Raw genomic sequence first — 25,791 nt, 5'->3', positions numbered from 1 at the left:
CTTTTCGGCCCAGGCGGTTGCAAGCCGTTCTTCTCGCGACTGCCGCAGTTTCGGCGCTTGGCGCAAGTCCGGCCTTTGCCGAAGGCGGGTTGCCGGGTGGCCCCAGCGTGGTGTCCGGAGCGGCCAGCATTGAAACGACGGGATCGGCCATGACCGTCAGGCAGGGTTCCGAACGCGCCATCGTCAACTGGAACGACTTCAGCATCGGCCAGGGCAACAGAATCGATTTCGTGCAGCCGGATGTGCATTCGGCGATCCTCAACCGCGTCACTGGCAACACCCGGTCCTCGATTGCCGGCGCGATGACCGGCAATGGTCAGGTCTTCCTCGTCAACCCCAATGGCATTGCAATCACGCCGACCGGGACGGTCAAGGCCGGCGGCGGTTTCGTTGCTTCTACACTCGATATCACCAATGACGACTTCATGTCCGGCAACATGGTGTTCCGCGGCAATGGCGCATCAAGCACAGTTTCCAACGAAGGCGTGGTCACGATCGGGCGCGGCGGTTATGCCGCGCTGATGGGCGGCAAGGTGAAGAACAGCGGGCTGATCGCGGTTCCCTATGGCAAGGCGGGGCTCGGCGCGGGCGAGGAGATCACGCTCGATCTCTCCGGTGACGGCTTCATGCAGGTGGCGGTTCCCTCGTCGCTGATTGATGACGGCGAGGCGCTGGTTGAAAACTCCGGCACGGTGACGGCCGAAGGCGGCGTGATCGTGATGAAGGCGGCGACGGCGCGGGCAGCAGCGCGCCACGCCGTCAATCTTTCCGGCGTTGCCGAGGCGCGCTCGGTTTCGGGCCGCAACGGCAAGATCACGCTTGGCGGCGGCGATGGCGGCAAGGTGACGGTCACGGGCAAGGTCTCGACTCGCGCCAAGCAGGCCCAGCCAAAGACGACCAGGGGCGGCGCGATCGAAATCACCGGGCTCGAGATCAATCTGGATGCCGCCGTGATCGACGCCTCCGGCTATGGCGCGGGCGGCAAGGTGCGTATCGGCGGCGACTGGCAGGGCACGGGCGATATCCCGCATGCCGATATCCTGACGGTGAGCGCGGGCACGGTGATCAGCGCCGATGCGGTCCATCAGGGCAATGGCGGCTCGGTTGTGCTGTGGTCGGATCATCGCACCGATTTCGCCGGCCGGATCAGCGCCACCGGCGCGACCGGAACCGGCGGCGATGCCGAGGTTTCCGGCAAGGCGCTGCTTTCCTATACCGGTTTTGCCGATCTGACGGGTGCTGCAGGCTTCGGCTCGCTGTTGCTCGATCCCTATAATGTGACCATTTCCAACGGCGCGGACCAGAACGCCTCCGGCTTCACCGCTTCGGGGAATGACAGTGTTATCAATGTGACCACGCTGCAGGATGCGCTTGCCAGCGCCAATGTCACGGTCTCGACCGGCGCGGGCGGCAGCCAGGACGGCGATATCACCGTGGCCGATGCCGTGACGTGGAACTCGGGCTCCACGCTGACGCTGTCGGCCTACCGCAATATCGCCGTCAAGGCCAATCTTGCAGGCGGCGCGGGATCCAAGATCGTGCTGCGCGCCGATAGCGGCGCCACCGGCAGCGGTACGGTCAGTTTCGGTTCCGGCATCACGGCAACCGCCGACGGCGGCGTTTCCCTCTACTACAATCCAGCGTCTTACAGCGCACCGGTCGATTATTCGGCCAATGCGGGCGTCGGCACGACGCTGACGGCTTACATGCTGGTCAACACGCTCGACAATCTCCAGGCGATCAACGCCACCACCAGCAGTCTCGCCGGCACCTATGCGCTCGGAACGGATATCGACGCCAGCGCGACCGCCGGCTGGAATGGCGGCGCAGGTTTCGAGCCGATCGGAAATGGAAGTTCGCAGTTCACAGGCACATTTGACGGGGAGGGGCATGTGATCACCGGGCTGACGATCAATCGCTCCGATACGGATTATGTCGGCCTGTTCGGATCTGCCGGTTCCGGTTCGATCCTGCGCAATGTCGGCCTTGTGGGTGGCAGCGTTTTCGGGCAGCGGCTATGTTGGTGGGCTGGCCGGGTACAATTATGGCAAGATCAGCAATGCCTATGCGACCGGCAGCGTTTCGGGCGGCAGCTACTATGTAGGCGGGCTGGTCGGGTTCAATGATGATGGCACGATCAGCAATGCCTATGCGACCGGCAGCGTTTCGGGCGACAAATATGTAGGTGGACTGGTCGGGTTCATTGATTCTGGCACGATCACAGCATCCTATTTCGATACGGACACGACGAAACAGTCGAATGGCGTCGGCGGAGGCTCCGCTGCCGGCGTGACCGGCTTGACGACCGCCGAGGCACGCACGCAAGCCGGCTACACAGGCTTCGATTTCGACAACACCTGGTATCAGGCCGGCGATATGCGGCCGATCCTGCGCTCCGAAGCGGCCGCGTCCGTGGATGGGGTGATCACGGTTTCCAACCTGCACCAGTTGGCGCTGATGGGCGCCGACCTTTCCGCAAGCTACCGGCTTTCCGGCGATATCGATGCCAGCGCCACCGATGCATCTGACGCTTCCGGCATTTGGAGCGCGGGCGGCTTCGTGCCGATCGGCAATAACGGTTCCGCTTTCACCGGCACATTTGATGGCGACGGGCATGTGATCACCGGGTTGACGATCAATCGTACCAGCGCGGATTATATCGGCCTGTTCGGATATACCGATTCCGGCTCGATCCTGCGCAATGTCGGCCTTGATGGTGGCAGCGTCACGGGCAGCTTTTATGTCGGCGGGCTGGTCGGGTACAATTATGATGGCACGATCGGCAATGCCTATGCGACCGGCAGCGTTACGGGCAGACACAGAGTCGGCGGGCTGGTCGGGTACAGTCATTCTGGCACGATCAGCAATGCCTATGCGAGCGGCAGCGTCACGGGCCTCGACGGTGTCGGCGGGCTGGTCGGGTACAATGCTTCTGGCACGATCAGCAATGCCTATGCGAGCGGCAGCGTTGCGGGTAGCGACTATGTCGGCGGGCTGGTCGGGTTCAACAATTCTAGCACAATCAGCAATGCCTATGCGACCGGCAGCGTTAGGGGCGGCTACGATGTCGGCGGGCTGGTCGGGTACAGTCATTCTGGCACGATCAGCAATGCCTATGCGAGCGGCAGCGTTGCGGGTAGCGAATTTGTCGGCGGGCTGGTCGGGTACAACACTTCTGGCACGATCAGCAATGCCTATGCGACCGGCAGCGTTGCAGGTAGCGAATTTGTTGGCGGGCTGGTCGGGTTCAACAATTCTAGCACGATCAGCAATGCCTATGCGACCGGCAGCCTTACGGGCGGCTCCCGTGTCGGCGGGTTGGTCGGGTACAACACTTCTGGCACGATCAGCAATGCCTATGCGACCGGCAGCGTTGCAGGTAGCGAATTTGTTGGCGGGCTGGTCGGGTTCAACAATTCTGGCACGATCACAGCATCCTATTTTGATACGGACACGACGAACCAGTCGAATGGCGTTGGCGATGGCGACGGCGACGTGACTGGGCTGACCACCGAAGAGTTTCAGGATACGGCCGAGTTCTACGCACGGGCTTTGGCCGCCGGTTGGAATTTCGAGACGGTCTGGGCGCCGCCGAGCGAGGGCTATTATCCTGAGCTTTACGCGCTTTCCGACGTGGTCTTCGTCAAGACCGATGGCCAGACGATCACCTATGGCGACGCGCCGGCCGCGCTCACCTATTCCGGCGTTTACGGTGGTCACAGCGGCGCGGGCGTTTTCGCGCCGACGCTGACAACGGATGCCACGGCGACATCCAATGTCGGCAGCTACGCCATCTCCGGCCAGTCGAGCTTTGTCGGCGATGACGGGATCATATACCGAACCGTCTACGGGCCCGGCGAAATCGAGATCAGCCCGCGCGCGATCACGGTCACGGCCGACGACACGTCCAAGATCTATGGCGATACGGCCAGCCTCAGCTACAAGGTGACGTCGGGCACGCTCGTCAACGGCGATACGCTTTCCGGCGCGCTTGCCAGCGATGGCGCGGCGGCAACCGCCGACGCCGCGGACTACCTCATCACCAGAGGCACGCTGGCCAACAGCAATTATGCGATATCGTTCGTGAACGGCAATCTGCAGGTCGACAAGGCCATATTGACGATTACAGCCAATGGCGGATCGATGGTCTATGGCAACGCCGTTCCGAACGATCTCGGTTACACGACAGGCGGCTGGAAAAACGACCAGACGAGCGCGCTTCTTTCCGGCGTGACGGTCGGCAGCGATGCGACCGGCACGTCGGATGTCGGCGCCGGCTATATCACCATCGCATCGGGCGGCATGCTTTCAGGCGATGCGGCGGGCAATTACGCGTTCGATTATGTGAATGGCAGTTTCGCGGTGACCCCGCGGGCGCTCGTCGTAACGGCTTCGGACGCATCGAAGACCTACGGCGATGCCTTCACGCCGACGCAGTTCGCCGTCACCGGCCTCGTCAATGGCGACCAGGTGGATGCGGTCACGCTGACAAGCGCGGGCGCTGCGGTCGTCGCCAATGCCGGCAGCTATGACATTATCGCCGCCAACGCCACGGGCTCGGGCCTTTCCAACTATGCGATCAACTATGTCGACGGCACGCTGACGGTCGCAAAGGCCAAGCTGACAGTAACGGCCGATAATGGCGCGATGATCTACGGCGATGTTGTGCCGACAATCGGCTATTCAGTCAGCGGCTGGAAGAACGGACAGGGCGATGCGCTTTTGACCGGGGTGAACGTTGCCACGGATGCGACCTCGACCTCCAATGTCGGCAACGCTTATGCCACGATGGCCGCTAGCGGGAATCTGACCGGCGCGGCTTCGGGCAATTACACGTTGGAACATGTGAACGGCAGTTTCGCTGTGACCCCGCGGGCCCTGACAGTGACGGCATCGGATGCGGTCAAGACCTATGGCGATACGGCTAGCCTGACCGGCTTCACCACCACCGGGCTCGTCAATGGCGACAGCGTCGCCGCCGTTTCCGAAAAGAGCCTGGGCGCGGACGCAGAGGCTGATGCCGGCGTCTACGACATCATTGCCAGCGCCGCGACGGGCACGGGTCTTTCGAACTACGACATCAGCTACGGCATGGGCACGCTGACGGTCGACAAGGCGGCGCTGACGGTCACGGCCGATAACGGCTCGATGATCTACGGCGATGCCGTGCCCATGATCGGTTACGCGGTTTCGGGCTGGAAGAACGGCCAGAATGGATCGCTTCTTTCCGGGGTTGTCGTGACGACGGATGCGACATCGTCTTCCGATGTCGGGACCGGCTATAGCACCGCCGCTTCCCGGGGCGCGCTTTTGGGTGCCGCGGCGGGCAATTACGACATCAGCTATCAGGACGGGTCGATGACAGTCGAGCGCCGTGCGATCACGGTTGCGGCCAATGCTGGTGCCAAGACCTATGGCGATCTCGGCCTGTTGACCTACACGGTCGGCGGGATGGGTCTTGCCAATGGCGACAGGCTTTCAGGCAAGCTGGAGAGCGACGGCCAAGCCATGCTGGCGAATGTCGGTTCTTATGCCGTCACCCAGGGTTCGGTGACAGACGCCTTCAACCGCAATTATGCAATCAGCTATCGTGCAAATACGCTCGCCGTCACGCCGCGGCCGATCACCCTGACTGCCGTCGATGCCGTCAAGCAGCTTGGCACGCAGGCAGGCGTCCTGGGCTGGCAGGTCACGGCAGGCAATCTCGTCGATGGCGGCGCATCGCTGAACGGCAATCCCGCAAGCCGCGGCGCACCGTCCTCCGCGACGGTCGGCACCTACGCTATTACCGCAGGCAGTCTCACAGACGCCGAAAATCCCAACTATGCCATCACATTTCTGCCGGGCAAGTTGGAGGTGCTGCCGGTTCTGGCGCCGTCGGCTCCTGCTGGCGGCGTTCCGCTTCCCAGCCAGCAATTCGATCCGTTCACGGTTGCCGGCGGGTCGCTTCAGGAGGCGCTCTTTGCCGACAACAGCAATCCGCCTGGAACGCTGATCGACACCGATCAAAGCCCCGTTTCCAATGCCGCCTGCGATGCAGGGCCGCAAGTCCTGTTCATATGCCGATAGACGTCGCCGAGCTTAAATTTCAACAGCCCTGATCTGGGGGCAAGCCAAGAATGCCGGAGTGACTTCCAATGCGATTTTCCAGTGCCGCCGCTTTGTTGACCGGTACGTTCCTGCTCGGCGCGCTCCAGCCGAGCACAGTGTTTGCCCAGACCGCCGGTCAGGTGGTCGAGCCGTCCTATGCGCCGCCGGTGATCCGCCAGCAAGGCGGCGCGCTGACGCTGCCGAAAGTCGTCGGCCAGGAAGCGCCGGAAGGGGCGGATCAGCTGTTTGTCACGCCCTCGGGTCTCGATATCGAAGGCGGGCTGCCAGCCCTTGCCGGCGAGACCGAGCGCATCGAGGCGGAGTTCACCGACAAGCGGGTCAGCGCCGCCGACCTGTTCAGGGCCGCAAACGAGCTGGAGCTTGCCTATATCCGCGCCGGTTATCCTCTGGTGCGCGTGTCGCTGCCGCCGCAGACGATCGAGGACGGGCAGGAATTGAAACTGGTGGTCAGTTCCGGCTATGTCGAGGGCGTCGACACCGCGGCTTTGCCCGAGACCGTAGGGCGCCGGGTAGATGCCGTCATGGCGCCGCTGGTCGATGCCGAGAACCCGAGCGAGGCGGAAATTGAACGCCGTCTGCTGCTCGCCGGCGATACGCCCGGCTATGACATGAAGTCGACCCTCAAGCGCGGCGATACGCCCGGCGGTACACTGCTGGAGCTTGCCGGCCGTTACGATCCGGTGACAGGCTTTATCGGCGTGGCAAACGACCTGACGGAAGAGCTCGGCGATTATTCGATCAGCGCCGGCGTCAATTTCAACAATCTCTTGGGCCTCGGCGAGGTCGGCTACCTGCAGATTGGCGGCTGGCCGGGCTTCTCGGAGGGTAATTTCTTCTCAGACGATCCGCGCAACCGCCAGATCGTGGCCGGTTTCACCGTGCCGCTCGGCACGGATGGCGTCTGGCTCAATGTCGAGGGCGTCGACAGCCGGACGCGCTCGGATACCGGTCTCGGCTATGATCTGCCCGATCATTACCAGCGGCTTTCCGCCAATCTCGGCTATGACTGGCTGAGAAGCCGCGCCGCTAATGCGTCGACCACCATCAGCTTCGATATTGTCGACGAGGAGCAGACATTCAGGTCGCCTGGGCTTACCACGCCGTTCACGCTCGACCGGCTCAGGGTGATCCGACTGACCCAGTCCGGCGATTATTTCTTCACATCCGGCGCAAGGGTTTCGGGTGCAGCGACCCTGTCTCTCGGTCTCGACGGGCTCGGCGCCTACGAGCCGACGGTTTCGCTGCCGATGTCGCGCGACGGCGCGGAGCCGAATTTCCAGAAACTGAAGGCCGAGGGCAGCTATCTTCAACCGCTTGGCGAAATGTTCAATCTGTCGCTGACGGCCAAGGCTCAGACCTCGTTCGGCAAGCCGCTGGCTTCGTCGGAACAGATGGGCCTGGGCGGTCTCAACTGGGTCTCGGCCTATGTGGTGAGCGAGATCGAGGCCGATACCGGCGCCGCCATGCGCGCCGAGCTCAGCTATCCGACCACGTTCCGCCCTTTTGAAAGCCGTGTCGGCTTTGCGGTCTCGGCAGCGCCTTATGTGTTCGCCGCCGGCGGTATAGCCAAGCTCGAACAGCCGACTGCGCTAGAGGACGAGAGCACCCGCGCGGGTGCCGTCGGTCTCGGCATCCGCTTTGCCGCCGCCGAAATCGACAGCCCCTATACCGGCAGCCTGACGCTGGAATACGCGCACGGCGCCAGCAATGCCGACGGACAGGCCAACCGCTTTAATCTCAGCTTCGTTGGCCGGTTCTGAGCGGCCATTGTCGACTTGTTCTTCAAACGGTTCTTCTTCAGAATCTTGGTTGGCGCGACGTTCGGATTGCAGGTGATATTTCTCGGGTATGTGAACCAAACCGAATTTCTCACCCAGCTTAGAGATTGAAGCTTCGGGTAGCCCCCGCTCAAGTTACCGCGCGAGAACTTCCGGGGAATGTATCGCTCGTTCAGACGCTGCAGGCTCTGCCCGCGGCGATCTACTTCACCAACGCCGACGGTAAGATCACGTTTTACAACCAAGCAGCGACCAATATGTGGGGGGTGCGCCCCGGAATTGGCCGCAGCGAATTCTGTGGCTCATGGAAGCTTTTCCGTCCGGACGGCACGCCATTGCCGCTTGATCAGTGCCCTATGGTGGTAGCAATGATAGAACAAAGGGCGATCAGCGGTGAAGAAGCGGAGGTTGAGCGACCCGACGGCACGCGCATTCCTTTTCTGGCCTACCCTACGCCGCTGTTCGATAAATCCGGTGCGCTCGTCGGTGCAGTGAACATGCTTGTCGACATCAGCGGCCGCAAGATCGCGGAGGTCGCTAGCCAGCGCCTGGCAGCGATCGTCGAATCGTCGGACCATGCGATCCTGTCCAAGGATGTGAACGGCATCATCACGAGCTCGAACCGTGGCGCCGAACACCTTTATGCCTACCGCGAAGACGAAGAACTCGGACGGCCAGTCACTCTTCTCATCCCGCTCGACAGGCCGGATTAGGAGCTGCGGATTCTTGCTCGCATCCGCAGCGGCGAAGGGCTCAAGCACTAAGAAACCGTGCGGCAGAGAAAGGACGGCAGCCTGGTCCATGTCTCGCTGTCCGTGTCGCCGATTTTCGATGGCACTGGCAAGGTGATCGGGGCCTCGAAGATCGCAAGGGGTATCTCCGTGCGGCGACGGGCCGAAGAGCAGAAGGACCTTCCTCTGCGCGAGATGGACCACCGTGTGAAGAACCTCTTCGCGCTCGCTAGCGGCCTGGTCAAAGTTAGCGCGGGCGGTGGGGCATCCGTAGGTGACCTGGTGTCCGATCTGCAGAGCAAGTTCAGAGCACTCGCACGGACGCACGCGCTGACACTTTCGAGGACAGGAAACGATTCCGACCGCACCGCGACGCTGCATAAGCTTATCGACGACGTAACCGAACCCTATCGTGGGGAAGACTGTGTTTCCCGTGTAAGAGTGGAGGGGGAGGATTTCCCGCTTGGACGCACGGCCGTAACGAGCGTCGCACTGCTGTTTCACGAATTCGCAACGAATGCCCTCAAATATGGCGCTCTTGGGGACCCGGATGGCGAGGTGCTGGTGGACGAATCCTCTGTCGGCAACGACGTACATGTCATATGGCGCAAGGCTGGAGTGAGCCAGCAACGCGAGGGCTCATCCGGCGATGGTTTCGGCAGCCGTCTGGCTCGCGCGACGGTCGCGGCACTGGACAGTCGTTTTGAGCGGAATTTGAGCGACCTGGGCCTCGAGATTGTGCTGACGATTCCCCGGGCTAAACCCATCTATGACGCGCAAGCCGGACAGACCGAGGACTCCGATCTTATGCTTTGAGCAGGTTGTCAAATATAACGCCCATCTCCAGCGCATTTTCGTACCAATCCGCTGCCCGCTTCCAACGGGACTTCGTCCGTCGAGCTGGACCGCCGCAGCGCGGCCTCATCCGGTCGCAAACCGTTGCGGCAAAAAATGAAAGCTATTTGTACGCAGCGCGCCGGGATCGGACTTTTTGAAGTCGCGTCCGTCGCACAGCGATGAAGGTCAACCGATGGGCACAGCCCAAGATCTGAGAAAGTTCGCTAACGCGCGCATCTTGCTCTCGCATCGTTGCCCATTCCCCACAAACAAGCGTCCAGCGGTCCTGCCGCTACTGTCGCCTCCTTCCCGGCGACATTTGCCAAACCGCAGAATTCCCTGCAGTCTGTCCAGAAAATGCACGAACGAATCGGATTCCTGCCGGGTTCGCAACGTGTTAGGCTCGGCGCAAGGTAGCAATGCGGAGGCTCGCACTAAGGTCTTAGATTGGTGTGCGGATCAGAAGGCTACCACATGGGAGGATGGCATCGTGTTCCAACGCAAGGGTTTTGCTTTTCGTCTTCTGGTCTTCTTCGCGCCGCCGGCGATAATCGTGATTGCGGCGCTTCTTCTGGCCATCACAGCCAGCATCTCAAGCAAGATCGAAATCCTTCTCGTCCAGAACAACGAAACAGTGTCGCGCGGCGAAGTGGTTATCGAAAACAATATCGAGGCGCCGATCAGGGATATTGCCTATTTGGCCAATAATGGCGTTTTGAACCGCCTGCTCGAGAATGACAATGAAACCACGAGGAGCGAACTGGAGCGCGACTGGATCGCATTCGCGCGCGAGGAAGGTCGATATGACCAGATCAGGTGGATTGACGAAACCGGCATGGAGCAGGTGAGGATAGACCATGTAAGGGGCGAAACCGTAGCCCTCGATCGTCAACTCCTGCAGGACAAGGCAAATCGCTACTACTTCCAGAATTCGGAACAACTGGATCGCGGCAGGATCTACGTTTCGCCGCTCGATCTCAACATCGAGATCGGAATCGTTGAGGCGCCAGAAAAACCCGTCATCCGTTTTGCCACGCCGGTCTTCGACGAGGCCGGCGTTCGCCGCGGCGTTATCGTATTGAACTACTTGGCGCGCCCCCTGTTGACGGAACTCCAGGCCCTGGGAGAGCGAAACCTGTGGCTGGTGAACAAGGATGGCTACTGGCTGACGGGGCCGAACCTGGCTGTCGAATGGGGATTTATGTACGGGCTGCCCGCCATGAGCCTTGGCGCCGAGTATCCCGATATGTGGGCCACGATCCAGAGTGAAGCAGAGGGACAGATCGAGACGGCGGAGGGAATATGGACGTTCAAGACCGTCGATCCGTTCGCACCATCGGGCGCAAGCGCGGATGCCGGCGGAGCGGGTCATCTCGCTCGCCTAGAACTGAATGAGGGGCAGCAATGGTATCTCGTCCACTTTCTGCCAAGAGCGGACTATGCCGACATCGCGCGTGCGTCCTGGCGCCGGGGCGGTATGGCCACGGCGCTTGTTCTCGGCCTGCTCGCAATCGTCAGCTGGAGACTGGCGCGCTCGCACATTCGCGAGGAGCAGACCGCCTCTGCCCTGGCGCAGAGAAATGCCAGCCTGAGCGAAAAGACCGAAGCGTTGCAGCAAGAGGTGGAATTGCGAACGGCGGCCGAGAAAGAGCTTCAGTCGTCCGTCGAGCTATATCGCGCAATCCTGAGAAATTCCGTCGAAAGCTTCATCCTTCTCGATCGCGAGGGGCGTATCAAAGAGGCGAACGAGGCCTTCTGTTCCCTGATCGGCCGGCGCGCGCAACAGATTATCGGCCGCAATATTTCGGAGCTAGGTTTTGAAGAGGTCGATGCCGACTTGCACAGTCTGCTTGCCAAGATCAGTCATCGTGGACAGAACAGGGTCGAAGCCGGCCTGAAAATCACCAGCGGCCAAGAACTCTTCGTGGAGATGAACCTCGTTTACCTCTATCAGACCGACAATGTTTTCGCCTTCATGCGCAATATCACGGATGAGAAGATCCATCTCGGAGAGTTGCAGCGTTCAGCTTATTATGACGTACTAACAAATATACCCAACCGAATGCTACTGAACGAACGCCTCACCGCAGCGATCGAGACTGCGGCCGGTACCGGAACGATGATCGCCGTGCTGTTCATCGACCTCGACGGCTTCAAGCAGATCAACGATCAGTTCGGCCATGCGGCGGGCGATCATCTGCTGATCACGATCGCGGAAAGGTTTGCTGAATGCGTCAGGCCGCAGGATACCGTGGCGCGGATCGGCGGGGACGAGTTCGCAGCCCTTCTAGTGAATATTACAAGTGTTGAGGACTGCACTTCCGCCGCTGAACGCTTTCTGAATGCTGCAAGCAAACCGGTTGACGCACCGCAGGGTAGTCATGGCGTTTCGGCGAGCATCGGAATAGCTTTGCTCAGGCAGGACGAGTATGCGGATGCCGAGACGCTGCTCAGGCGGGCCGACCACGCCATGTACCAGGCGAAAATCCAAGGGAAGAACCGCTACCACGTCGCCGGCGGGAACGATGGGCAGATTTCGGAAGGAGACGAGTACGACGCCGGAGCGATCCGGCATGCTCTTGAGCAGGAGCAATTCGAACTCTTCTATCAGCCGAAGGTCAACGCCAGAACCGGCACGGTCGAAGGTTTAGAGGCGCTGCTGCGCTGGAACCACCCGACCAACGGGCTTCTTCTGCCAGGCGTTTTTCTGCCGCAGATCGAGCAGCATCCGGTTTCCCTTGATCTGGCGAAATGGGTCATCCGGACCGCGATCGGACAACTTGATGAGTGGACCCGAAACGGCAGGACGCTCTCTATATCGATCAATGTGTCATTGCCGGTGTTGCTCGACGAGCGTTTCGTCTCGAACCTGGAGGCAGCCCTTGCGGACAACCCGCATGTCTCGGCCGGGCAAGTCGAGCTGGAACTGCTCGAGACCAGCGACTTCGTTGAAAACCCGGACGTGGTGGAGACGATTTTCCGCGCGACCAAGCTTGGGGTTGGATTCGCCATTGATGATTTTGGCACCGGCTATTCATCCCTTGCCCAACTGAAGCGGTTGTCGATCTCGACGCTGAAGATCGATCGAAGCCTGATCGCCGAGGTGACGGACGATCCCGACATTCTCTCGATCCTGATTGCCATCATGAGTTTGGCGGAGGCCATGCAATGCAAGGTTGTCGCCGAGGGCGTCGAGACCCTGGAGCAAGGGATTGTTCTCAGGCAACTTGGCTGCGAAACCTTTCAGGGGTATTTTCTTGCACGCCCGATGCCGGCGGATCTCGTCCCCGATTGGGTGAAGAACTGGTCGCCGCCTGAAGCATGGCGCGCGCAGGGAGCAATATCGCGAGACATGGTGCAGCTTCTGGTCGCCTGCACCTATCATCGCGCATGGATGCGCCGCCTCAAGGCTTCGATCAGCGATCGCTCGCTTGAGCCGCCAGAGCTTGATCATACCTTGTGCCGGTTTGGCGTCTGGCTGCATTCGGATGCCGGCCAGGAGCTTTGCAAAGCCTATCCGCAAGCGCAGATATTGGAGGAAATCCACCATCAACTGCATATGGTCGCGCGTCGATCCCTGTCTGAAAACGACTTTCCTTCAGCCGAAGATGCCGACTACATGACAAGTCTCGACGAAACCGGTCAGCGTATGAGAACGGTCGTCGCATCGATTCTGAGCGCTGCGGGCGCTGGCGCAAAACGGTGAGGTGCCGAGTTTGTTGACCTTCGGGACAAACCCGAAGGTTACGAGAGAGTGGGCAGGTTTCACCAGTATGATGTATTTCCTTGTTCTTCGTTGCTCTTGAACGAAACCGATTCAACCCGCTCTGCTAAACGGCTCAAGCCTGGGTCGAAAGACCGGCAATCCGGGCGTTTACCCATTCGATCGAGCGACGCCAGGCAGCCCTCCCGTGATCATCGCCATCGCCTGGCCCAGATTCAGCAGCAAGACCTCCGGTCGCGAAGGCCCGACGAACTGAGCCCCGAAAGGAAGGCCGGATGCGTGCATGCCGGCGGAGACCGACGTTCGGTTCTCGCGTGGGATGAAGCTAGCGCATTGATTGGCAGCCCGGCACCTGCGGCCGGACAATCTCCTTCTCGACGTCACATCAACCTCGCCATGAAATGCCTTCAGGTCGCCGCCGAAAGGTTTACTCGGCGGTGACTTCGCCCCCAACTTTGCCATTTGGCGAAGCTTGAACAAATCGCAGATCTCGGGCAGCGCCAGAAGCATTGCGAACGATCGAATTGGGTCGCGAAGCGGTCATGGGGGCCACTCACGGTTTATGGCAGCTACTTCTTCTTCCAGTTCCAGGACCGGCCAGTCCGGTTGCTGCCCCATTCCGGACTTTCAGAAATCCAACAACGTATAGACAACATGCCCCGTTCTCTACATCGGCGCACGTAAGCCTCCACGCCGCACTTTACCCCTACCCTAAACTTTAGCCCCGACTTTAGGCTTCGAATTTAGGCTCAGACTGGACAACCCGCGCGGTGCCAAATACCCGCAGGGCAAGGGGCTGTAGGAAGGACCCGCGGAACGCTTGACCCCTGCCCTGACGACAAAGAGCGGGCCACCGAAGCAACCCGCTCTCATCAGTCTCATGCGGAGCACCCGTCCCGCTGATACGCTGCGATCGTGCCGAGATCCTGATGGATCATCTTCGATCGTCAGACGTATTGGCTCACACCTTGGCGATCACGGCAAGCGGCACGACCATCGGCGTCAGCCGGCCGAACAGATCAACCTCGACCACGACATCACCCTTGCCCTTGCTGTTGGCCGTGACCACCGTGCCGACCTGTCCCTCGAAGATCCCGTCGCCAATGATCACCCGATCGCCGGCTGCGACTTCGACATCGCTGTGGCGCTCATAGTCGAATTCGCCATTGTCAGCCTTGCGCATGATCTGATCCACCTTGTCGTCTGACACAGGGTAAGGCGTCTCCCAGCCACCGAGAATGGCGATGACATGATCAAGCCTCAGCAGTCCCCTGAGAGCCCGCGCCGTGCTGACAAAGCGGACAAGCACATAGCCGGTCATCAGCACCTCGTCCCTGACCGGCAGCATCCGCCCGCGCCTGCGCCTCTGTTTGCCCTTGCGCATCGGCACAAGTGCCTCGGCACCAATATCCTTCAGAACCATCTCCACCTGTTGCTCATGGCCCGGATGAACCGCTGCCACATACCATGTCGCCTGGTCATGGGCTTCCGTCAGGGCATGCTGCTCATCAAGGCGCATGCGTCTGAGGGCTGCATCCCGTTCCAGACGCCGAAGGCTGTCCTTGCCGAGTTCGGCCTCAAGGCTCGTCATATCCCGTGTCATTGTGCTGCTGCCCCGCTTGTCCGTCCGATCCGTTCCAGCCTGTCGAAGAAGGCGGCAAGCGCTGCCTTTGGTCCGTCCTCATCTGAGATGGGCGGGAAGTAGACCCATTCCACCCGTCCCGTATCGGGAAGCCATGGATAGCCATGGGCATGATGTTCCGCCTCCCATGCCCGCCACAGATTGCCATCCACCCTCACCTGCTCGAAGTCTGCCGAAAGCAGCACGGTTTGCGGGGAGACCCTGACACCGCGTCCGGGATAGCGGACGGCCTGTTCATGCATGGCATTGACGGCAGGCCAGCCCATCTTCTGCATGCGCTCGCGCCAGAGTGCCTTGCGGTCTGCCCTGCCACCGGCAATCTCGCTTTCCTGGAAGCGGGTCAGCGGTGGAAGACGGGCGCAGGGATCAGCAAGCCGGATGAAGCGTTCGGCCATCCATGCCTTGCCGAAGGTGGCGGCGATGGAAGGGCCTGTTGTTGCCTCCATCCCCTCCGGCACCTCCTGCCAGCGCCGTTCCTTCAGATAGGTGCTGGCAGCAAACTTCACCGTCTGTCCCTTCATCGCCGAGAAGCTGAGAAAGGCGGGCAGCAGGGAGGCAGCCGCTTCACGCTCTGAATGTTGAAGCGCCTGCCATTCGGCAAAGGCGCGTTCATCACTGTCATCGCCAAAGGTCGGCCATTGCCGGTAGAATTTGAGGAAGGCCTTTCTGACAGTCTTCCGGCCTGGTGCATCGCTCTCAGTGCTCATCGGCTTCCTCCTTCACCATGCGGGCCGCTGCAGCATTGGCCAGCATCGCCCTGACGGCTGCTGCCTTCTTCCGGCGGCGTTCGCGTTCCTCCTCGCTCATCTGTCTGGTGAGACGCCTGCGCTCTTCCATGGCCTTCTGTCGTTCCCGCTCCAGCACCAGCATCTCGCGGTCATGCCGGGCGGCCTCATCGATCATGGCGGAAAGCTCTGCCGGTTTGGGCAGGAAGGAGCGATAGCGCTCATAGCGTCCAAGCCTGAGGTTCTCGAATACACGGCGCATGGCGGCAATCGGCTTGCCGCACAGCACTTCGGCATAAAGCTCCGGCGCCATATCCGGATCGATACTGTCTGGAACCACGAAGCCGCGTTCGATCAGCTTGGTCAGCATCAGGTCTGACTGGTAGCTTGCAGCCGGTTCAAGCGCTGCCTTCAACCGTCCAGTCTGATCTGTCGATGTCGATGATGTCTGCAGTTGCGTTGCCATTGTCCTGCCTCATGCGCTTGTGGAGGGCTTCGCTGACCCGCCTGTTGTGGTCCCGGATCTGTTCGGAGCGTGATTGCCTGCCGGAGGGTGATGGCGGCGCTCTGGCTGGTGCTGCTGCCGGCCTGTCGGTCCAGCGGTCCTGATTGAGCCATGTCGAGAGATTGCACCACGGCCTGTCATCGCGTTTGGCGACGTAGCGCTTCAATCCGTCCATGATCGTGTCGAAGTCGGCGCGCTGACGTGCAGAGGCCCAGGCCTTTGCCGCTGTCTTGCGGGCGACCTTCTGCGGGTAGAGCGGCCAGACATGGGTGTCGAACTCGGCTGTCAGGCCGGTGATGTCACCGCCATGACGGCGCGAGCGGCGTTTGCGGTCTGTGCCTGTCGAGGCTGAGGATGACCCGGTTTGTTGGTTGGCATCGGTTGCCTCGTCTGCATCGAATGCCTCGAAAGCCCCTGCCCTGTCCGGCTTGGCGCTGAGATCGGCCTCGGGTTCTGTCTCGAACAGACCCTTGTCCGCCGGTTCGGGGGGAACTTTCTTTTGGGCCCCTTTAGGGGCCTTTTCTTTAAGGGGGGAATTTTTCTCTTGGGGGGTGTGGGGGGTGTTCTCTTTTGCCGGTTCGCCAGCAAAACCTGTCACCGTCTTAAATTCAGACGCAGGCGTCTTAAAACTGTCTGATGCCGTCTTAATCTGCCCGTCTGGCGTCTTAATCCCGTCTGAAAGCGTCTTAACGGTGTCTGAACCCGTGGTTTTAAGACGCTGTTCAGACGCCTTGCGCCGTTCATAGTAGCGACGGTTGCGCGCACGCCGTGATGCGCCGGCCTCTCCGCAGGAGCTGCCAGCGTCATCGATACCCGTTCCGGTGCTGTCGTCGGATCCGACAAACACAGGTTCGCGCTCGGCCAGTGCCTGCGCCGTGCGGCCGATCAGATCGGCATCGACCCCGGCACGCACCATATCGGCAATGAGTGCGGCAACCTCAGACATCAGCCGAGTTCCCGTTCAACCCGCTTGCCGAGACGATTGATCTCGTCGGCCTTCTTCGAGATGTCCATCGCCATCTTCACCAGCTGATCATGCGCCTCGCAATGGCGCTTGCGGGCGGCCATGAAGCCGGCATGAAGACGCTCGAATTCTTCCCTTTCCTGCCCATAGCGATCCAGCAGCGGATTGCTGCCCTCAGGCCCGAAGAAGGCCTCTCGCACCTCGCTCACCCATGCCCGGGGGACATTGAGGTCACGGGCCACCGTCGTATCCGTCCATGAGCCGCCATAGGCATTGTCGCCATAGACGTCATCCAGCTTCTCCATGATGATCCGGCGATCATCCCGGCCCATCTGCGGCGGGAGGTCAGCCTGGATACCTGGAGCCTCGGTCGGGGTTGGCGAAGCAGTGATCACTGACGTCTTTGCCGCCCCCTTTGCCGTTGCCACCTTTGCCGTTGTCTTGCGCGGTCCTGCCGCCATGTTGCCGGCTCCTTTCGTCGTCTGTTTCCTGTCTGAAGAAGATTTGCGGCTACAGGCCGGACAGCGGTCTTCGGCCGGTGTCGCACCGACCTGCCAGCCATGGGCGCCAAAGGCCGCAATGGTCGCCGCCGGCTCTCCCTGCCGCAGTGCTGCCGTGGCCGGCACATAGCCCGCCGCCTCACAGCAGCCGCAGACAATGCGCAGTGCCGACACCTGGCCGCTGCCACTGGCAATGCCGGTGCGTTCGAAGTGGCGGATGTGCCGAGGGACCGCTTGTGCTGGTTTTGTTTGTTCTGACAGCTGGCTCATGCGGAGGCCTCCTGCATGGCTTTGCCGGCATGACCGCCCCATTGCTCTGCCATGGCATCGGCAATGCCCGGATATGTTCTCGAGCGCAGACGCCAGCGGTCCGTTCCGGGTGGCGCGCGGTGCACGATCGACCAGCGCCTGTGATCATCCGTTCCCGGTTTCGGCGGTGTCAGCCTGTTTGTCGGTGACAGCTTCGGCAGGCCGCGCAGATAGAGCGAGGTGGCCTTGAAGGCCCTGTCGCCGAACCACCAGGGCTGGACCGTCTGGGCCGGAGGCGCATAGCCGGCAATGCGGGCTTTGGCATGGCGGTGCATGACAGGGTTCTCGACGGCAACCCTCTCGATCTTCGCATTCCAGCAGGCCGCAAAGAGATCGGCCCCTTCATCCAGGAGCCGCCACATGATGGTGCGGCGCTCTTCTGTCGAAAGGACCGGCCATGCCTGCCGCTCTTCTGCCGTTGCCTCGTTTGGCGGATTGGTCGGCGGTCCGGAAAGCCAGCGCACCCCGCTGTTGCAAAGGCGCGTACAGGGCGGATGCATGACCGCCAGAAGGTCCCAGCCATCATCAAGGATATCCCGGATGTCGCAAACGATATGCCGGTTGCTGCCGTCTTCGGCCGGAAGAAGGTCACATGACCAGACATCATGGCCGCGTGCGGCAAAGGCACGACGCACCACGCCGGATGTCTCGCAGCCGATCAGGATCCGCATCGGATGATCTGCCGCGATCACGGCAGTTGCTGCACTGGCGCTGTCAGTCTTCGCCATCCCGTTCATGCCGCCCTCCCCGGTGTCCGGTACATCAGCTTCAGATGCTGCGGGCAGTAGGCAGAGCCTTCTGCTACCGGTCTCCCGCAGCATGGTGCGTCGGGACCAAGCGCATCCTCGCCAGCGGTGATGATCACACGGCACTGGAATTCGCCGCAGTCGATGAACGGAACCGTCTTGGATCCGGCAATCTGCATGTGCCGGGTGTCATAGGCGCGGATGGCCGCACGCCGGCGTTCCTCAATCCGGCGCGCGGCTGCCTGCTCCTCTTCCTCTGCAGTCGGGTAGGCAGGCTGTTTATGGGTTGGCGCTTTGACCCTCCCTCGCCCTGTTTTCCCGCTCTTTGCTTTCTTTGCTGCCTTTGCCTTCTCGCTCAACGGCTTCTTCGGCGGACCCGGCTTTCGGGGGACCGCCCCCTTGGGAAAGCGTTCGGGATTGCGCGAGACAAGACCGGCAATCACACCACGCGAGACATCAAAGGCAGCAGCAATCACCGCAAGGGTCTCGCCTCCGCGATACATCTTCGCCATCCGATCGAGCGCTTCAGGGTTCCAGCGTGTCATCCAGCCTCTCCATTCCGTTCGGGATGCCCGCCCCTTTGCCAAAACAAGCGGCGGGACACCCGAGCGGAACGATCAGCTGAACCGCGGCTTTCGCCGCCAGTCGACCGCCGCCTCGACAGCCTCCATGCACAGCGCATCCATCTCGTCTTCGCTCAGTTGATCGGGATCGATGGTCTGGAGGATCCGGATGGTCTGAGAATCACGGACTGGCTGCCATGCATCCGGCCGCAGTCTGGTCTCGCCTGGCATCACCCGGTGTGAGAGTGCTTCGGCAAAGGGAAAGGCGCCCTTCATCGTGCTGCCCTCCCACTGAGAACATCCAGACCGCCGCCGGCAATCGCATCGATCAGGCAGCGCTTCAGCCGGTCATGGCTGATCTCCTTGTCGGAAAGCTTCTCAAGGCAAAGCCTGGCTTCCGTCGGCGTCACATGGCCATCCGAAAGCGCCTCCAGAATGGTGCCGGTCAGATCGCTTTCACTCGCCTGATCACCGGCAAGGCATTGGATCAGCGAAAGCGCGCGTTCTCGTCGCTCTCCCGAACCGGAAAGCCTGCGGCCGGTCACAGAGGCCATTGCCGCTGTCACCAGCGGTGCATCCGTATCCTCTTCCAGGATCCGCACCACCGGGATCGGCATGATGTCGGTTTCGCGCCTGCCGTTCCAGCGGCCGACGGCACTGGTTGAACGGCTGGTGATCAGGGCCACGCGCTCAATCCCGCCGGCCCGGCGGATCAGGTCACGCTGGGCACAGCGAATGGCGAGGATGAACGGATCGATTGCAGGTTCTTCGGCCATGTCTCTCCCTTTCTAAGACACAAAAAGACACTCGCGCCGGGAAAGGCCCGGCGTCGTTTCCCATGGCGGGACGGTGGATGGCGATTTAGGGTCGGATCAGTCGAACAGAGCCGCTAGGGCGGGCGCAGTCGGGAAGGACAGGATGAAGGAAGGGCCGCAGCCTGCGACCGTAGATCACCGCAGCGCCGGAGCAGGCTCCCACAAGCCCTGCCCCGGCGCACCCGGCACAAGCCAGCCATAAGGCCGGCCGTGCGTCGCGCGCTGCAACGGGCCACGGGAGGTGTGGCTCGGCGCGCGCGAAGTGGGATGTCAGGAAAAGAAAAAGGCCGTGCCTGACGCAAAGACACTGGCACGGCTTCACCGGAACGAAACCGGCAAGGTGTCCGCGCGGATCTCTGGACACACGCGGATTGGGGGGATGGGGAGAGAGGCGTCGGGGCAACCGACAGACCGCACCCTAGACCTGAATATTTGACGTACGGATCCAGCTTCATGTGCGCAATGTGTCATATGGCGCTATTTTGTCAATAGGCACATTGCCATTTGGCGGTTGAAACTTGTTCCAATTGGCAAAATACCTAACCCATGGCAAACAGAGTTCGCGAACTCCGCAAATCCAAATCTGTAACTTTAGAGGAGCTGTCCGAACGGACAGGTATCTCCCATACCCATCTTTCGCGCATGGAAAGCGGAAAGCGTGGACTTACACTCGAAAATGTAATCAAGATCGCGAGAGGTCTTGAGGTCGAACCAATCGAACTGACAGACGAGTTTGATCATGAAGCCCTGTCTCTCGCTGGCGATATGCCGTCTCTTCTAAAGCCCGCCCGAAAGACGGGAGATGTTGAAAATCTCAACATCGTGTCAGGAGCCGGCGGAGGTGGTCTTTTGAGCGTCGAATACACCGATGACGGGGAATTGCTCGACCCGTCAATGTCTGATGGCTTCTGGTCATTTCCTGAAACAATTAAGGCTGGATGGCCCAACCTCAACCGTATCAAGGCGGTGCCCGTAATCGGTGACAGCATGGAGCCCACTGTTAAAAAAGGCTCCACCGTCTTTGTCGATACAGATCATGTTTTTCCGAGTCCGGAAGACATATATGCCTGCGATTACGGGGATGGTCTCGTTATCAAGCGCTTGAAGCTTGTTCCTAGAACTGACGACATACTTGTCATCTCGGATAACAAGGAGCGGTATGGCGAACCCGACCGCCTCTCTCGCCGGGATGTTCGCGTTTATGGGCGCATTGTGGCCTGGTTCCAATGGCGCGGATAACGGCGCTTGCCGAAAGCCGGGGTATGAACCACGGTCTCAGCCCCTGAGAAATTCGTTTTCAGCATAATTCAAGAAGCCTGCTCCAGCGGGCTTTTTTTGTGTCGATAACACCAATATGCCATTTGGCACATTACCCCTTGCCAACAATATTGCCATATGGCACATTTTTCATACTAAACAATCTGCCCGAGGATGCAGCACCGATTATGACGCTCACCTCAGGCACGACGCATGGAGAATGTGATGAGTGTCTATCTGGTCCGGGCCGCAGAAACCAAAATGCTGCATGGCATCGTCTGGGGTAATCTCGATCAGATATGGGACGCCCTGGACGAGATGGACCAACCGGAGTTCTTCGAATACGCAAAACTCAAGCCAGGCGGCCTGCTTTCGCCCTCCGGGATAGAGCCTGCGAAAACGAACGAAACCGACTGCACCACCCAAACGCCCCTCGCCAACGGCGGTTTCCTCCCCGCAGATATGGAGCCATCCGAGCGAACTTTCGACGCGCTGTTCGACCCAGATAGTCTGCGTTGGAGGCGCTTCGACGATACGCTCGGCAAGCATGGCATGGTTTCGCGGATCGTTGCGAACATGAATGCTGAAAAAGGCGCTGAAGTATGAACACGCGCCTGATAGCTCACCGTCACCCCCTTACGCAAGATGACTGCAACTTGCTGCGCCGTATCGCACTCCCGACAGTCGTCATCGGCAGTGCGCTTCTTCTCATGCTCACAGTGCGGGCAATCATCGCCTTCGAAAGCGCCCTCGCTGCGGTATCCGGGGTCTGACACCATGACAGGAGCGCGTGACGCCGCGAGCCCAACGGAAGCGCACTCCCCCGCGGCGGCTGAGTTGCTTCGGTGCGAGGTGCACCATGCATGACAGATTGCCCGCAAGGGAGCGTTTGGAATGCTATCGCGCGCTGATAACGAGCGCCACACCGCCTTCCGACGTCATGGCCGACACGGAGGGCATGCATCTGGAAATATCCGGACCGGGCGAACCGGAGATCATCTGCTCGCTTCCGGTCTCCTGTCCGGCAGACAACCGCGAACTGATCCGAAGGCATATCGAGATTCCAGCCGACCTGATCGGCATGTTGGATGCAGCAGCGCGCCGTGATGCCGAACGACGACGCGAGATCGAGCAACTGCGGCGAGAGCTTGAAGCCAAGGGCGGAAGGCCAGCGAAGGACTATTCTGCCGAATGCGCCATGAAATGTGCCGAGCCGGCCTTCGTGCGGTTTCTCATCGAACGGCACGACCTTGCGCAACCGGCGACAGAAAAGACGGCTGCAACACGGGTACGGTCTGTTCTCGCGATCGCAAGCCGCAGCGCGTTGAACATCGACCCTGCGGCAGCAGCCCACTGGCGGGAAATGGTGAGAGAATTTGAGGCTTGGAGGCGAAGAGTTTGACGGTTCAGCCCTCAGATATATCCGAGAAATGGAGCATCGAACAGATCGAACAGGCACTCAGTCGTCTGGCAGAAGAGATCATAGCACGCGGCGAAAAAGGACAGGTCCTGCTGCCAATGTATTCTTGGCTAGAAGGTCAATTGGAGAAGCGGGAACAAAACCGAGCTGTGATGGCATCAGTGCGCGCCCGGGCTGAAAAAAGAGCACATCAATAAAGCGGCTGGCCCAGAAAATTCGCCAAGTCATGCAAACATGCTCGCTGCCCCCCATTCAGAGACAGCTTTCATCGAAGCTGAGCGTGATCCTCTCAAGCTCCTGACGCCTCCATTCCAGCGACCCACCAGAACCATACTTCGGCCTGTCAATCGCATGCCCCATGACCATCATACGCAGCTCTGTATCCAGCCCCGCTTCCTTCATACGATCCTCAAACGCATGGCGGATTGAATAGATCTTGTGCTTTGATGTCGGAAACAGGGAACGGGCTCGAAAATACTTGTTCAGCGTCTGGGAGAGTGTTTCCTCGCGGTTCTTGTACCTGGGAAAGCCGTCCGGATGAAATCGCATGGCTGCCAGTGCGACACCCGTAAGCGGCACAAGCCGGATCGACGAGGTCGTTTTGATTTCTCGCGGATCGGCCCGATCAGCCCGGGGCGCTATCGCTATGTGGGGAACTTCGTGATCAAGGTGAATCTGTTCAGTCACCAGATTACAGATCTCAGACGGCCTAGCGCCCGTTTCGATCAGAATCTGTACGATATGACGTGCTTCTTCGTTCAAGCCTGATAGCGCGCCCGGTGCCAATACACACCTCTCAAGCCATTCAGCAGAGAATGGAGGCCGCTGGGCGCTGTTCTTGTCGCGGAATGATAGGTTAGCAAACGGATTATTGTCCGACGATACACCCTGATAGCGTTGATAGGATCGCCAGATGTTGCGAAGGCAGCCGATATCCTTATTGCCGGACGAAGCGCTTCTTTGGGCGGGGCCGTCAGCCGGTGCAATCTTCTCCCGCCAGTATCGGTAGAGTTTCAGAGCATCCTGGCGATCGATTTCATCGAAATACTTATCTCCGGCAACCGCAATGAAATTTGAAACAGCCCGGCGCCGCACCTTAGTCCAGTTGCGCCTCTGTGTAGCGCTCTTGCCTGCAACTTCCGGTGCGGCAATTTCTGTCAGATATAGCTCGAAGGCTTCGGACAATCGAACGCGCGGCCGAGGTTCAAGCCCCAAAACCGCCGTGGCGTCCATGCTCTTTGGCGGTGAAGTCGACAATGCATCCAGTCGCAACATGATCTGATCGCCGGTCTCACTTGCCATCACATCGGCTGCCGGACGATAGGTGAAATCCAGAGCACGCGCTCGCGCCACGGCTGCGCGGTAGCGTGCGTCCGCATTACTGCGATCATCCCCCCCTAAATATGCGCCCCACAATGCGTTGTCAGCCTCTTCGTAGGCGTCACGTTTAATCCGAGCCATCGCAAGATCACGAGTCCCGAGCGAAATTCGAATAGCCGGCGCTCGGGGATCAAGGTCTATCGCAAGTTTCGGCACCCGCCGAACGTACATGTAAATACCTTGTCGCGTGGTCAGAAAGCGGTCAGGATTCTTTCCTTTGGACGTGGTTCGCATAGCGCTCGTTACCCAATTTGCTGCACACTTTGTTGCACGCAAAAGGCATTGAGCGCAATATCCAGGGAAGGGATTTCCTAATTTTCAGTTGAAAAACAAAAGCTTAATGAAGAGCGACGGTAAGAAATTTGGTGCCCCCTGCCGGAATCGAACCGGCACTCCTCTCGGAACCTGATTTTGAGTCAGGCGCGTCTACCAATTCCGCCAAAGGGGCCCTTGTGGCTGGAAATACAGGGACAGGGCGCTGACCGTCAACACGTTTTGACCGAGGTCATGGAATTTTTGCTGTGTTCCCTCACTGTTGAATGGACAAGGCGGGTGGGATTGACCATCCTCCGGCGCAACGGACCGTTTTCCATCACCCAATCATTTCCGGAACCAACATGCTGCGCCGCCTCTACGAATGGACCCTCTCCCTCGCCGCGACCCGCAACGCAGAACGCGTGCTCTTCGGCGTTTCCTTCGCCGAAAGCTCGTTCTTTCCGATCCCGCCCGACGTGCTGCTGATCCCGATGGTGATCGCCAAGCCCGCAAAATGGGTGCGCATCGGCGTCATCTGCACGCTCGCCTCGGTGCTCGGCGCGATCGCCGGCTATTTCATCGGCATGTTCCTGTTCGATCAGGTCGCCGAGCCGATCCTGTCGTTCTACGGCAAGCTCGATTCCTACGACAAGATCGCCGCCTGGTATAACAGCTGGGGCGGCTGGGGTGTGCTGTTTGCCGCAATCACGCCGTTTCCCTACAAGGTGCTGACGATCTTCTCCGGCGCGACCGGGCTGAACTTCGGCATATTCCTGCTCGTCAGCGTCATCGGCCGGTCGTTCCGGTTCTTCCTGATCGCCTGGCTGCTCAGCCGCTACGGCGCGCCGATCCGTGACTTCATCGAGAAATATCTCGGTCTTCTTTTCACCCTGTTCGTCGTGCTTCTGGGCGGCGGATTCTATCTGGTCAAATACGTGTTCTAGGACGAAGCATGCTGCCTCACGCCATCACCCGCCAACGCCTTCAGATCGGCCTCGCGCTCACCACGCTCGGCATGGCCGTCTCCGTCGGTTCCGCCCTCGGCTTCGAGCATATCGGCGGCTACATCCCGTGCCACCTCTGCCTGCTCGAGCGCATTCCCTATTATACCGGTATCCCCGTCGGCGTGCTCGGGCTTCTGGCCGTACGCTTCGGCCTGCCGCGCTTCGTCGGCCGGCTGGCGCTTCTGGTGATTGCCGGGCTGATGGTCTGGGGCATGGTGATGGGTATCTACCACTCCGGCGTGGAATGGAAATGGTGGGCCGGCCCGACCGATTGTTCGGGCGCGCTCGACAGCGTCACCAACAACGTCAACACGCTGCTTTCCGACCTCAACACGGTGACCGGGCCGAAATGCGATGAGGCCGCGCTGCGTGTCCTCGGCCTCTCCTTTGCCGGCTGGAACGTCGTCGTCAGCATCATCCTCGCCGCAATCGCGCTCTGGGGCTTCCGCAAGAACTGAGCAATCCTGGCCGACAAATCTCGACGGCGCCCCTTGATTGTGACAGGCTGCTCCCGTCCAGACTGGG

The 25,791-nt window shown here is 60.3% G+C and carries 21 protein-coding genes, 1 tRNA gene and 1 pseudogene; 12 read left to right on the top strand and 11 right to left on the bottom strand.

Going from position 1 to position 25,791, the window contains the following annotated elements; all coding sequences use genetic code 11:
- The first annotated feature begins 149 nt into the window (after nt 1–149).
- The 6 genes and pseudogenes from TM49_RS24050 to TM49_RS22560 all read left to right on the top strand — a co-directional run bounded on the left by TM49_RS24050 (nt 150) and on the right by TM49_RS22560 (nt 13,163).
- Nucleotides 150–2,126 carry a two-partner secretion domain-containing protein gene (locus tag TM49_RS24050; protein WP_158498615.1) on the top strand — a complete coding sequence of 659 codons (1,977 nt, stop codon included), beginning with the start codon at nt 150–152 and terminating at the stop codon, nt 2,124–2,126.
- A complete protein-coding gene (locus TM49_RS07630) occupies nt 2,029–6,069 on the top strand; it encodes a beta strand repeat-containing protein (protein ID WP_244464859.1) in 4,041 nt (1,346 codons plus the stop codon). Before TM49_RS24050 ends, TM49_RS07630 begins: the two co-directional genes overlap by 98 nt.
- 68 nt (nt 6,070–6,137) lie before the next feature.
- Nucleotides 6,138–7,871 (top strand): ShlB/FhaC/HecB family hemolysin secretion/activation protein, encoded by a 1,734-nt coding sequence (locus TM49_RS07625; RefSeq protein WP_082074656.1) that lies wholly within the window; start codon nt 6,138–6,140, stop codon nt 7,869–7,871.
- 125 nt (nt 7,872–7,996) lie between these two features.
- A pseudogene (locus TM49_RS22960) lies at nt 7,997–8,782 on the top strand (PAS domain-containing protein); the annotation flags it as partial.
- Between the two features lie 33 nt (nt 8,783–8,815).
- The gene (locus TM49_RS22565) at nt 8,816–9,436 is read left to right on the top strand and encodes a sensor histidine kinase (protein ID WP_244464858.1); all 621 of its coding nucleotides are present in this window, start codon (nt 8,816–8,818) and stop codon (nt 9,434–9,436) included.
- 511 nt (nt 9,437–9,947) lie between these two features.
- A complete protein-coding gene (locus TM49_RS22560) occupies nt 9,948–13,163 on the top strand; it encodes an EAL domain-containing protein (protein WP_052699753.1) in 3,216 nt (1,071 codons plus the stop codon).
- 979 nt (nt 13,164–14,142) lie between these two features.
- Here TM49_RS22560 and nusG read toward each other — a convergent pair.
- The 9 genes from nusG to TM49_RS22545 form a co-directional block, all read right to left on the bottom strand.
- The gene (gene nusG / locus TM49_RS07605) at nt 14,143–14,772 is read right to left on the bottom strand and encodes a transcription termination/antitermination protein NusG (RefSeq protein WP_052699752.1); all 630 of its coding nucleotides are present in this window, start codon (nt 14,770–14,772) and stop codon (nt 14,143–14,145) included.
- Between the two features lie 8 nt (nt 14,773–14,780).
- Nucleotides 14,781–15,530 (bottom strand): hypothetical protein, encoded by a 750-nt coding sequence (locus TM49_RS07600; RefSeq protein WP_045680292.1) that lies wholly within the window; start codon nt 15,528–15,530, stop codon nt 14,781–14,783.
- Nucleotides 15,520–15,963: a hypothetical protein gene (locus TM49_RS07595; RefSeq protein WP_045680291.1), complete on the bottom strand. Its 444-nt coding sequence runs from the start codon at nt 15,961–15,963 to the stop codon at nt 15,520–15,522. Before TM49_RS07595 ends, TM49_RS07600 begins: the two co-directional genes overlap by 11 nt.
- Nucleotides 15,947–16,999, bottom strand: a complete 1,053-nt coding sequence (locus TM49_RS22555; protein WP_052699751.1) for a hypothetical protein — start codon at nt 16,997–16,999, stop codon at nt 15,947–15,949. The genes TM49_RS07595 and TM49_RS22555 overlap by 17 nt, the downstream gene beginning before the upstream one ends.
- The gene (locus TM49_RS22550; RefSeq protein WP_144409503.1) at nt 16,999–17,787 is read right to left on the bottom strand and encodes a hypothetical protein; all 789 of its coding nucleotides are present in this window, start codon (nt 17,785–17,787) and stop codon (nt 16,999–17,001) included. The genes TM49_RS22555 and TM49_RS22550 overlap by 1 nt, the downstream gene beginning before the upstream one ends.
- Nucleotides 17,784–18,554: a hypothetical protein gene (locus TM49_RS07580; RefSeq protein ID WP_244464857.1), complete on the bottom strand. Its 771-nt coding sequence runs from the start codon at nt 18,552–18,554 to the stop codon at nt 17,784–17,786. Before TM49_RS07580 ends, TM49_RS22550 begins: the two co-directional genes overlap by 4 nt.
- A 5-nt stretch (nt 18,555–18,559) precedes the next feature.
- The gene (locus TM49_RS07575) at nt 18,560–19,117 is read right to left on the bottom strand and encodes a GcrA family cell cycle regulator (protein ID WP_045680290.1); all 558 of its coding nucleotides are present in this window, start codon (nt 19,115–19,117) and stop codon (nt 18,560–18,562) included.
- 72 nt (nt 19,118–19,189) lie between these two features.
- Nucleotides 19,190–19,411, bottom strand: coding sequence for a hypothetical protein (locus tag TM49_RS07570; protein WP_045680289.1), 222 nt, complete (start codon nt 19,409–19,411; stop codon nt 19,190–19,192).
- A complete protein-coding gene (locus TM49_RS22545) occupies nt 19,408–19,911 on the bottom strand; it encodes a hypothetical protein (RefSeq protein ID WP_052699749.1) in 504 nt (167 codons plus the stop codon). The genes TM49_RS07570 and TM49_RS22545 overlap by 4 nt, the downstream gene beginning before the upstream one ends.
- Before the next feature lie 585 nt (nt 19,912–20,496).
- Between TM49_RS22545 and TM49_RS22540 the strand changes: the two genes are divergently transcribed.
- The 4 genes from TM49_RS22540 (at nt 20,497) to TM49_RS23365 (ending at nt 22,824) form a co-directional block, all read left to right on the top strand.
- Complete coding sequence (locus TM49_RS22540) at nt 20,497–21,189, top strand: XRE family transcriptional regulator (protein WP_024710193.1); 693 nt, start codon at nt 20,497–20,499, stop codon at nt 21,187–21,189.
- Between the two features lie 243 nt (nt 21,190–21,432).
- A complete protein-coding gene (locus TM49_RS07555; RefSeq protein ID WP_144409502.1) occupies nt 21,433–21,813 on the top strand; it encodes a hypothetical protein in 381 nt (126 codons plus the stop codon).
- Nucleotides 21,814–22,066: 253 nt separating this feature from the next.
- Nucleotides 22,067–22,609, top strand: a complete 543-nt coding sequence (locus tag TM49_RS07550; protein ID WP_144409501.1) for a hypothetical protein — start codon at nt 22,067–22,069, stop codon at nt 22,607–22,609.
- Complete coding sequence (locus TM49_RS23365) at nt 22,606–22,824, top strand: hypothetical protein (protein WP_144409500.1); 219 nt, start codon at nt 22,606–22,608, stop codon at nt 22,822–22,824. Before TM49_RS07550 ends, TM49_RS23365 begins: the two co-directional genes overlap by 4 nt.
- 55 nt (nt 22,825–22,879) lie before the next feature.
- On the opposite strand, the gene TM49_RS07545 is transcribed toward TM49_RS23365, so the two are convergent.
- Complete coding sequence (locus tag TM49_RS07545) at nt 22,880–24,241, bottom strand: tyrosine-type recombinase/integrase (RefSeq protein ID WP_045680287.1); 1,362 nt, start codon at nt 24,239–24,241, stop codon at nt 22,880–22,882.
- A gap of 129 nt (nt 24,242–24,370) precedes the next feature.
- A tRNA-Leu gene (locus TM49_RS07540) sits at nt 24,371–24,455 on the bottom strand.
- Between the two features lie 169 nt (nt 24,456–24,624).
- Here TM49_RS07540 and TM49_RS07535 point away from each other — a divergent pair.
- Together TM49_RS07535 and TM49_RS07530 are read left to right on the top strand one after the other, a co-directional pair.
- Nucleotides 24,625–25,206 (top strand): YqaA family protein, encoded by a 582-nt coding sequence (locus tag TM49_RS07535; RefSeq protein ID WP_045684946.1) that lies wholly within the window; start codon nt 24,625–24,627, stop codon nt 25,204–25,206.
- Nucleotides 25,207–25,214: 8 nt separating this feature from the next.
- On the top strand, nt 25,215–25,724 hold the full coding sequence (locus TM49_RS07530) for a disulfide bond formation protein B (RefSeq protein WP_082074652.1): 510 nt from the start codon (nt 25,215–25,217) through the stop codon (nt 25,722–25,724).
- Nucleotides 25,725–25,791 lie beyond the last annotated feature (67 nt).

Origin of the sequence: Martelella endophytica (assembly GCF_000960975.1) — a bacterium.
Classification (GTDB): Bacteria; Pseudomonadota; Alphaproteobacteria; order Rhizobiales; family Rhizobiaceae; genus Martelella; species Martelella endophytica.
Note: the sequence above shows the minus strand (reverse complement) of the source record. Positions and strands in the feature narration are given on the sequence as shown.